This window comes from Kitasatospora sp. NPDC127067, assembly GCF_042724755.1.
In the GTDB taxonomy this organism is placed as follows: Bacteria; Actinomycetota; Actinomycetes; order Streptomycetales; family Streptomycetaceae; genus Kitasatospora; species Kitasatospora lactacystinica.
Window position 1 is genome coordinate 1 of the sequence record NZ_JBHXEM010000215.1, and the last position, 8,896, is coordinate 8,896.

Sequence of the window (8,896 nt, forward strand, 5' to 3'; positions counted from 1 at the left end):
CGGTGAGGGTGCCGGTCTTGTCCAGTGCGACGGCGTCGACCTGCCCCAGACGCTCCATCACGACGGCGGACTTGATCAGGACGCCGTGCCGTCCGGCGTTGGCGATGGCGGAGAGCAGGGGCGGCATGGTGGCCAGCACCACCGCGCACGGGGAGGCGACGATCATGAAGGTCATCGCGCGCAGCAGCGAGCCGGTGAAGGCCGCGCCGAAGGCCAGCGGGACCGCGAAGACCGCGAGGGTGGCGGCCACCATGCCGAGCGAGTAGCGCTGCTCGACCTTCTCGATGAACAGCTGGGTGGGTGCCTTGGTCCCGGAGGCCTCCTCGACCAGCTGGACGATCCGGGCGATCACGGTGTCCGAGGCGTCCCGCTCGACCCGCAGCCGCAGCGCCCCGGTGCCGTTGAGGGTCCCGGCGAACACCTCGTCGCCGCTCTCCTTGACGACGGGCAGCGGCTCGCCGGTGATGGTGGCCTGGTCCACCTCGCTCGCGCCGTCGAGCACCCGCCCGTCGGCGCCGATCCGCTCACCGGGCCGCACCAGCACGGTGTCGCCGACGGCGAGCTCCTCCGTGGGCACGGTCTCCTCGCCGCCGTCGGGCAGCAGCCGGGTGGCGGTGGCCGGGGCGAGGTCGAGCAGTCCGCGCACCGAGTCGGCGGTGCGGGCGGTGGCCAGCGCCTCCAGGGCGCCGGAGGTGGCGAAGATGACGATCAGCAGCGCGCCGTCCATGACCTGCCCGACGGCGGCGGCGCCGAGCGCGGCCACGATCATCAGCAGGTCGACGTCGAGCGTCTTCTCCCGCAGCGCCTGGAGCCCGGCCCAGGCGGGCTCCCAGCCGCCGGTGGCGTACGCGAGGGCGTACAGCGGGCCCCAGGCCCAGGCGGGGGCGCCGGTCAGCTGGAGCGGCAGTGCGATCAGGAAGAGCACCGTCGCGGCGGCGGCCCAGCGGACCTCGGGCAGCGACAGCACCCGGGTGCGCCGTCTCGGCGCGGTGTCCGGGCGTGGCGCGGCCGGGGGCGCGGAACGCCCGGTCAGGGTGGTGGTGGACATGGCGGAGGGACCCTTCGGGCAGGCCTGGGCAGGGCGGGGCCGTTGACTCGTTCACGATACATGAACATATGAAGGCTCGTTCATCTATAAGTTGTAGGATGGCCCGCATGGGTCATGGAGCCACCCCCGCCACCGCCGTCCCGCACACGCGCCTGGACGCGACCAGCGCTGCCCGGGTGGCCACCACCCTGCAAGCCCTCGCCACGCCCTCCCGGCTGCTGATCCTCTCCCGGCTGCGCGAGGGCCCCTGCGCGGCCACCGAACTCGCCGCCGAGGTCGGCCTGGAGCAGTCCGCCTGCTCCCACCAGCTGCGCCTGCTGCGCAACCTCGGCCTGGTCATCGGCCGCCGCAACGGCCGGCAGGTCGTCTACGCGCTCTACGACAACCACGTCGCCGCACTGCTCGACCAGGCCGTCTACCACATCGAGCACCTGCGCCTGGGCCTCAGCGACGCCGTCGACCCGCAGGACGCGGACGACGAGCACGAGCCGGTCGGCGGCGCCGCGCGCTGACGCGCCACGGCGCCCGATCGGATCTCGGGCGCGCGTTCCGCCGCCGGGGTCGGGCCTCAGGTGCGCGCCCCGTCGGCCTCGGCCGACCGGCCGGAGACCACGGGGTCGACCCTGGCCCGACGGGCCAGCAGGTCGGCGAAGGCCACGGTGAGCGGATCGGGGCGGGTGCGGGTGTAGGCGGTGAGGGTTCGCAGGATCGGCGGGTCCGGGCGCAGCAGGGCGCCCTCGAAGTGGGCCGGGACGATGTTGGCGGGCACCAGGGCGGGGCCGAGCCCGGCCGCGGCCAGCAGCGGGGCGGCCGAGGTCTGTTCGGCACGGACCGCCGCCCGGGGGTGGAAGCCCGCCCGGGCGCAGACCTGGTCGAGCAGGTCGGCGAGGCCGTTGTCGGGGGCGTAGTGGACCCAGTCGCGGTCGGCGAGTTCGGTGAGGGCGACGGTCCCGGCGGGGCGGTCGGCCAGCGGGTCGTCGGCGGGCAGGACGACGGTGAACTCCTCGACGCCGAGCTCCCGGATCGGCCCCTCCCAGCCGCTCGGCGCCGGGCCGATGGCGAGGTCGGCGCGGCCCGCGGCCATGGCCTCCCGGAGCGCGTCGGTGTGGGGGTACTCGCGCAGCCGGATCCGCACGCCGGGGTGGCGGCGGCGCCACTCCCGCAGCACGGGCGGCAGGATGCCGAGGCTGACGGAGTAGACGACGGCGACCTCCAGTTCGCCCTCCTCCAGGCCGGCCGAACGGCGGGCCGCCGCCTGCAGCCGCTCGGCCTCGGCGAGTGCGGCGCGGGCGTGCGGCAGGACCGCCCGGCCCATCGGGGTGAGCCGCACCGAGCGCGGCAGGCGCTCCAGCAGCGGGCCGCCGAGGGCGCCCTCCAGGGCGCGGATCTGGTGGGACAGCGCGGGCTGGGTGACGTGCAGCTGTTCGGCCGCACGGGTGAACGATCCGGTGTCGACCACGGTGGCCAGGTATTCGAGCTGTCTGAGCGTCGGCGTTGCCATGAACGGATTTTATCGCCGAGGTAGAAAACAAGCCTTGGACTCATCAGTGCTGGTCGGGAGAGGGTCGTGGTGCGGCCGCCGCGGGAAGCAGCGGGCGGCCGGTTCCCCGATCATCCGAAGGAGTTCCACCATGTCCGACACCACCTCCCTCCGGGGGCAGCGGCTCGTCGTGGTCGGTGCCGGTTCGCGCACCGGGCGGGCCGTCGCCAAGTCCGCCTCGGCGGCCGGCGCCTCCCTGGTGCTGGCCGGCCCCGACCCGCGCAAGCTGGAGTGGACGGCCGGCGAGCTGTCCGGACCGTCCGAGGTGATCGCCCTGGACATCGCCGACGAGGCGTCGATCGCCGCCTTCGCCGCCCGGGCCGGCCGCTTCGACCACCTGGTCTCGACCGCCGCGATGCCGGCCAACGGCCCGCTGCGGGAACTCGAAGCGGCCGACGTGCAGCGGGCGTTCGCGGCGAAGGTGATCGGCCCGCTGCTGCTGGCCAAGCACCTGGTCGGGCAGGTCTCCGAGAGCGGTTCGTTCACCTTCTTCTCCGGTGTGGCCGCGTGGCGCCCGGCGCCCGCGCGCACGGTGATGGCCACCACCAACGGCGCGCTGGCCTTCCTGGTGCAGGCGCTGGCGGTGGAGATCGCGCCGGTCCGGGTCAACGCCGTCTCCCCCGGCATCGTCGACACCGGCTCCTGGGACGGCCTGGGCGCCGACAAGGACGCGTTCCTGCGCGGGGTCGCCGAGCGCAACCCGGCCCGGCGCGTCGGCACCCCGGAGGACCTGGTCAAGGCCGTCCGCTACGCCATCGACAACCCGTACGTCACCGGCACGGTGCTGCACGTCGACGGCGGCGGCCGACTCGCCTGACCCGCCTGCCCCGCCGGGCCCGCTCCGGCGGATTGTAACCCCCCCCCCGCCGGGGCGGGGCTCCCCCCCGGCCGACCACCCCCGCACGCCGCGAACCGCCGGCGTGCCCCCGAACCGAGGAGCTGTTCCCATGCGCTCGCGCACCCTGATCCGTACCGCCGCCGTCCTCGCGGCGGTGGCCGGCCTGGCGGGCGGCACCGCCGCGGCCGCCCCCGTCCACGACAGCGGCCACCACGACTCCGCACGCGACTGGCCGCAGCGCCTGATCGACCGTTCGCCCGGCCTCGTCCAGCCGAAGGCGCTCACCGTGGACCGCTCGCTCGGCGCCCGGCGCGCCGCCCAGGAGGTCCACCTGGCACAGCAGTTGTACACGTTCTGGAACACCGGGCAGCAGCGCTACCTGGACGCGGCGATCAGCCGGCAGTTCCGGGACAACACGCTGCCGGCGGGCCGCCCGCAGGGCCCCGACGGGCCGGCCTTCGCCTCGAAGAACTTCCGCGCCGCGGTGCCGGACCTGACCTGCGAGCTGTCCGACCTCCTGATCAGCGGTGACCGGATCACCGCCCGGCTGGTCTTCCGCGGCCACTTCACCGGCACCTTCGACGGCGTGCGGGGGCAGGGCCAGGACATCGAGTTCAACGCCATCGACATCCAGCACGTCGGGACCGACCGGATCACCGAGGACTGGCACATCGAGGACAACGCGACCCTGCTGGCCCAGCTGGGCGTCCGGGCCTGAGGCCGTGCCGGGCCCACGCCGCCCTGCGGGCGGTCACCTGGCGAAGGCCGTCACCACGTCGGTGAACTCGACCTGCGGCTCGTCCGCCAGGAGTTCCGGGAAGCGCGCCAGCAGGTCGGTCACGTAGGAGGAGGCGAAGTGGGCCTCGCGCGCCCGGCGGTCGGCGTACCGCTCCGTGACCAGGAACCGGCCGCCGCCCTCCTGGCGGCCCACCGCGTAGGCGAGCGCCCCCGGCTCCTCCCGGGTGCGCTCCGCGACCTCGCGCAGGGCGGCCGCGAGGGCCTCCTCCCGTCCGGTCCTGGCCTGCAGGATCGCCACCACCATGGTCATCGCACGTCCGCTCTCCGTCGGTTCCTCCGGTCAGGGCCCAGCCTGACGGGGAGCGGGCAGCCGCTCATAGTAGAAATGCGACAGGCCCTGCCCCAGCAGGGCCGTCGGGGGCCGGCCGGTGAAGTGCCGGAACTCCCGGACGAAATGCGCCTGGTCGTAGTAGCCAGCCGCCAACGCCCCTGGCAGGTAACGGCGTTCGCCGGACAGCAGCAGTGTACGGGTGAGCCGCTGGAACCGGGCCACCCGCTGGAACGCCTTCGGACCCGCACCCACCGCCGCCGGGAACGCCCGCTGCAACCGGCGGACGGTGACCCCGAGGTGCTCGGCCAGCGCGGCCACCCGCACCTCGCCGGGACGCCGGTGGACGAACCGCACCGCGGCGTCCAGCCACGGGTCGGCCCGGTGGTGGGCGGCGAGCAGCTCGGCGAGCGCCCGGTCGAGGACCGCCGCCTGCTCCGCCGGCCCGGACGCCAGACACACCTGCTCGGCCATCCGCCGGGCCGGCGGCCCCCAGACCTCGGCGGCGCTCACCACCCGGTCGGCCACCTCGTCGACCCCCGGCGCCAGGAAGTGCCGCAGGGCGCCGGCCCGGAACCGCACCGCCACGAAGCCGCCCGCCTCCCGCGAGACCGGCTCCCAGCGGGCCCCGCGGAGGCAGACCAGGTGCGCGGCGGGCAGCGGCACCGGCCCGGCCCCGTCGTCCAGGTGGACCCCGCCGGCCCAGTGGATCCACAGCTCGGCACCCGTTCCGGGCAGCAGCCGGGGCAGTTCGCCGGGGCCTGCCCGGTACCACCAGTAACGGTCGATCCAGGGCCTCAGCGCCGGGCCCGGCACCGCGTGTTCCACTCGCACCCGTCCTCCCCCGCTCCCACCACGGCCGCGCCCCGGTCACGGGCGCTCGGCGGCCACCGACGGTACCCGCCCGGCCGTCGGCCGTCACCCGGGTGCCGGGCCGTGGTGGCGGCGCCGTCCGGCGGCCAGCACCGTGGTCGGGGGGGGCGACGATCCGCAGGACGGCCGGCCAGGGACGGTGCAGATGAACGCGAACGACTCCGCTCCCCGCGTCGTGGTCGGCGTCGACGGCTCGCCGTCGTCGTACGCCGCGCTGCGCTGGGCGGCCCGGCACGCCACGCTGATCGGCGGCGTGGTGGACGCGGTCGGCGCCTGGGAACCCCCGAGCCACTTCGGCTGGTCGGCGCCCGTGGTCGACAGCACCTTCGACCGGGAGCTGGCCGAACGGCGGTTCGCCGAGGAACTGCACACCGTGCTCGGCGAGGACTCCCGGGTGCGGGTCCGCCAGACGATGGTCATGGGCGACCCCTCCGACGTCCTCCTGGACGCGGCCCGGGGCGCCGAGCTGCTGGTGGTCGGCAGCCACGGCCACGGCGGCTTCACCCGCACCCTGCTCGGCTCGGTGAGCACCCACTGCGCGCAGCACGCCGCCTGCCCCGTGGTCATCGTCCGGGCCCCATGACGAGAGGAACACCGGACACCATGCCGTACATCACCGTCGGCCAGGAGAACTCCACCCCCATCGACCTCTACTACGAGGACCACGGCTCCGGGCAGCCGGTCGTCCTCATCCACGGGTTCCCGCTCGACGGGCACTCCTGGGAGCGGCAGAGCGCCGCGCTGCTGGACGCCGGCCACCGGGTGATCACCTACGACCGGCGCGGCTTCGGACAGTCCTCCCAGCCCACCACCGGCTACGACTACGACACCTTCGCCGCCGACCTCCACACCGTGCTGGAGACCCTCGACCTGCGGGACGCCGTGCTGGTCGGCTTCTCGATGGGCACCGGGGAGGTCGCCCGCTACGTGTCCCGGTACGGCTCCGGCCGCATCGCCAAGGTCGCCTTCCTGGGCTCCCTGGAGCCCTGCCTGCTGAAGACCGACGACAACCCGGAGGGGGCCGGTCCGAAGGACTTCTTCGACGGCATCGTCGCCGCCGTGAAGGCCGACCGCTACGCCTACTACACCGCCTTCTACCGGGACTTCTACAACCTCGACGAGAACCTCGGGAGCAGGATCAGCGCGGAGGCCGTCCGCAACAGCTGGAACGTCGCGACGAGCGGCGGCTTCTTCGCCGCCGCCGCTGCGCCGTCCACCTGGTACACGGACTTCCGGGCCGACATCCCGCGCATCGACGTGCCGGCCCTGATCCTGCACGGGACCGCCGACCGCATCCTGCCGATCGACAGCACCGGGCGCCCCTTCCACCGGGCGCTGCCCTCCGCCGAGTACGTGGAGGTCGAGGGCGCGCCGCACGGCCTGCTCTGGACCCATGCCGAGGAGGTCAACGCGGCGCTGCTCGCCTTCCTGGCGAAGTAGTGGCACCGCACGCAACGCACGCACCGCCACCGCACGCACAGCCACCGCGCGCACCGCGGGTGCGACCGTCCGACCGGCGGCGCCCGCCGGGGCATCGGGGGCGGGCCGTGGGGGCCGACAGAACCGGTTGTCGCGCGCGGCCCTCCTGTCACGCATCCGCGGCCCGGCTGCGGCAGCGCCGAGGGGGCGGCCGGTGACGCCGTCGGGATCCGCCACCCCGGGCGGGGGCGGCTACGGTGGCTGACGCCCCCCTTCTGCGCCCTGTCCTTGTGCTCCGTACGCCCTGTCCCTGTCACCCCGTCCGGTCCGCCCCCGAGGAGTACGCCGATGACCGACCTCACCCGCCCGCACCTGCTCGCGGCCATCGAACTCGCCGCCTCCGCCCGCGCCCACGGCAACCACCCCTTCGGCGCGCTGCTGACCGACGCGTCCGGAGGCGTCCTGCTCACGGCCGAGAACACCGTGCTGACCGACCACGACGTCACGGCGCACGCGGAGACCAACCTGGTCCGCCAGGCCTGCCGCACCCTGGCCCCGCACCAGCTCTCCGCGACCGTCCTGTACAGCAGCACCGAGCCGTGCGCGATGTGCGCCGGCGCGATCCACTGGAGCGGCATCCGGAAGGTCGTCTACGCGCTCGCCGCCACCGAGCTGAACGCCATCGCGGGAGTGGACCCGGACGAGCCGGTGCTCGACCTGCCCTGCCGCCAGGTCTTCGCAGCCGGCGGCGGCACCGTGGAGGTCTCCGGCCCGCACCTCTTCGAGGAGGCCACCGCCGTGCACACGGGGTACTGGGGCTGACCGGATCGCCACCCTCCCCGGACGGCTTCTCCGCCGTCGAGCACGCGGTGGCCGCCGCGGAGCGGGAAACTTGACCCCGGGCGCGCACCGACCCCGCAAGCCGAGCGGCAGGAGACGGCGATGAGCAGCACGCAACCCCTACCGGCGGAGACCTGGGCCTGGGCGGTGGAGCGCCCCGGGCCGGTCGGCGGGCCGGGGCCGGGCCCACTGGTCCGGGAGCGGCGGCCGCTGGACGCGCCCGGCCCGAAGGAGGTCCTGGTCGAGGTGGAGGCCTGCGGGGTGTGCCGCACCGACCTGCACCTCGCGGAGGGGGACCTCTCCCCCAGGCTGGCCCGGTGCACGCCCGGGCACGAGGTGGTCGGGCGCGTGCTGGCGGCGGGGGCCGGGGTCGAGGGCTTCGCCGTCGGGGACCGGGCCGGGGTGGCCTGGCTGGCCCGGACCTGCGGCAGCTGCGGGTACTGCCGCAGCGGGCGGGAGAACCTCTGCCCCGCGTCGCGCTACACCGGCTGGGACCGGCACGGCGGCTACGCCGGGCACCTCACCGCGGACGCCCGCTTCGCCTACCGGCTGCCCGAGGGCCCGCCCGCCGAGGAGCTGGCCCCGCTGCTGTGCGCCGGAATCATCGGCTACCGCGCCCTGGAACGGGCCGAACTCCCGGCGGGCGGGCTGCTCGGCATCTACGGCTTCGGCGCGTCCGCGCACCTGACCGCCCAGGTCGCCCTCGCCCGGGGCGCCCGGGTGGCCGTGTTCACCCGGGCCGCGGCGGCCCGCCGGCTGGCACTGGACCTCGGCGCCGTCTTCGCCGGCGACTCCTACGACCCGCCCCCGCAACCGCTGGACGCCGCGATCCTGTTCGCACCGGTCGGCGAACTCGTGCCCGTCGCCCTCACCGCGCTGGACCGCGGCGGCACGCTCGCCGTGGCCGGCATCCACCTCACCGACATCCCGGCGCTGAACTACCAGCGGCACCTCTTCCAGGAACGCACCCTGCGCAGCGTCACCGCCAACACCCGGGCCGACGGGCTGGCCTTCCTGGCGGAGGCGGCCCGCACCCGCCCGGCGGTCCACGTCAGCCGCTACCCCCTGCGCCGTGCGGACGCGGCGCTCGCGGACCTCGCCGCGGACCGGGTGACGGGGGTCGCGGTACTCGTCGCGGAGTAGCCCGACGCGGGCCTCCGCCCGCCCGGTCGGTGCCTGCGACAGCCGCCGTACCCGGCGAAGGCGCGGGCAGCCACGGGATCGCCGGGTACGCCGCCCCTGTGGTGGTCGGCGTCCCACACGCGATCCGGC

Annotated in this window: 11 protein-coding genes; 7 read left to right on the forward strand and 4 right to left on the reverse strand. The window is 75.3% G+C overall.

The window, feature by feature from the left end:
* Positions 1-1,048: HAD-IC family P-type ATPase (locus tag ACFWJ4_RS39830; RefSeq protein ID WP_380553898.1), on the reverse strand; the 1,048-nt coding region annotated here is incomplete at its 3' end.
* Between the two features lie 107 nt (positions 1,049-1,155).
* On the opposite strand from ACFWJ4_RS39830, the gene ACFWJ4_RS39835 reads away from it, so the two are divergent.
* Positions 1,156-1,560: an ArsR/SmtB family transcription factor gene (locus ACFWJ4_RS39835; RefSeq protein ID WP_380352967.1), complete on the forward strand. Its 405-nt coding sequence runs from the start codon at positions 1,156-1,158 to the stop codon at positions 1,558-1,560.
* Between the two features lie 56 nt (positions 1,561-1,616).
* Here the strand turns inward: ACFWJ4_RS39835 and ACFWJ4_RS39840 are convergent, their stop codons facing one another.
* A complete protein-coding gene (locus ACFWJ4_RS39840; RefSeq protein WP_380553901.1) occupies positions 1,617-2,549 on the reverse strand; it encodes a LysR substrate-binding domain-containing protein in 933 nt (310 codons plus the stop codon).
* Between the two features lie 130 nt (positions 2,550-2,679).
* On the opposite strand from ACFWJ4_RS39840, the gene ACFWJ4_RS39845 reads away from it, so the two are divergent.
* Together ACFWJ4_RS39845 and ACFWJ4_RS39850 are read left to right on the forward strand one after the other, a co-directional pair.
* Entirely contained in the window at positions 2,680-3,405 is a 726-nt protein-coding gene (locus ACFWJ4_RS39845) for an SDR family oxidoreductase (RefSeq protein ID WP_380553904.1), read from the forward strand.
* Between the two features lie 130 nt (positions 3,406-3,535).
* Complete coding sequence (locus ACFWJ4_RS39850) at positions 3,536-4,144, forward strand: ester cyclase (protein ID WP_380553906.1); 609 nt, start codon at positions 3,536-3,538, stop codon at positions 4,142-4,144.
* A gap of 33 nt (positions 4,145-4,177) precedes the next feature.
* On the opposite strand, the gene ACFWJ4_RS39855 is transcribed toward ACFWJ4_RS39850, so the two are convergent.
* Both ACFWJ4_RS39855 and ACFWJ4_RS39860 read right to left on the reverse strand, forming a co-directional pair.
* Positions 4,178-4,474 carry a putative quinol monooxygenase gene (locus tag ACFWJ4_RS39855; protein WP_380553909.1) on the reverse strand — a complete coding sequence of 99 codons (297 nt, stop codon included), beginning with the start codon at positions 4,472-4,474 and terminating at the stop codon, positions 4,178-4,180.
* Between the two features lie 30 nt (positions 4,475-4,504).
* A complete protein-coding gene (locus ACFWJ4_RS39860; protein ID WP_380553912.1) occupies positions 4,505-5,326 on the reverse strand; it encodes a helix-turn-helix domain-containing protein in 822 nt (273 codons plus the stop codon).
* A gap of 184 nt (positions 5,327-5,510) precedes the next feature.
* Here ACFWJ4_RS39860 and ACFWJ4_RS39865 point away from each other — a divergent pair, with 184 nt between their 5' ends.
* From ACFWJ4_RS39865 to ACFWJ4_RS39880, 4 genes are all read left to right on the forward strand, one after another.
* Positions 5,511-5,948, forward strand: a complete 438-nt coding sequence (locus ACFWJ4_RS39865) for a universal stress protein (protein ID WP_380553914.1) — start codon at positions 5,511-5,513, stop codon at positions 5,946-5,948.
* Between the two features lie 20 nt (positions 5,949-5,968).
* Positions 5,969-6,805 carry an alpha/beta hydrolase gene (locus ACFWJ4_RS39870; RefSeq protein ID WP_359898383.1) on the forward strand — a complete coding sequence of 279 codons (837 nt, stop codon included), beginning with the start codon at positions 5,969-5,971 and terminating at the stop codon, positions 6,803-6,805.
* A gap of 327 nt (positions 6,806-7,132) precedes the next feature.
* On the forward strand, positions 7,133-7,606 hold the full coding sequence (locus ACFWJ4_RS39875) for a nucleoside deaminase (protein ID WP_380553917.1): 474 nt from the start codon (positions 7,133-7,135) through the stop codon (positions 7,604-7,606).
* Positions 7,607-7,726: 120 nt separating this feature from the next.
* Positions 7,727-8,767, forward strand: a complete 1,041-nt coding sequence (locus ACFWJ4_RS39880; protein WP_380553919.1) for a zinc-binding alcohol dehydrogenase family protein — start codon at positions 7,727-7,729, stop codon at positions 8,765-8,767.
* The last annotated feature ends 129 nt before the right edge of the window (positions 8,768-8,896 follow it).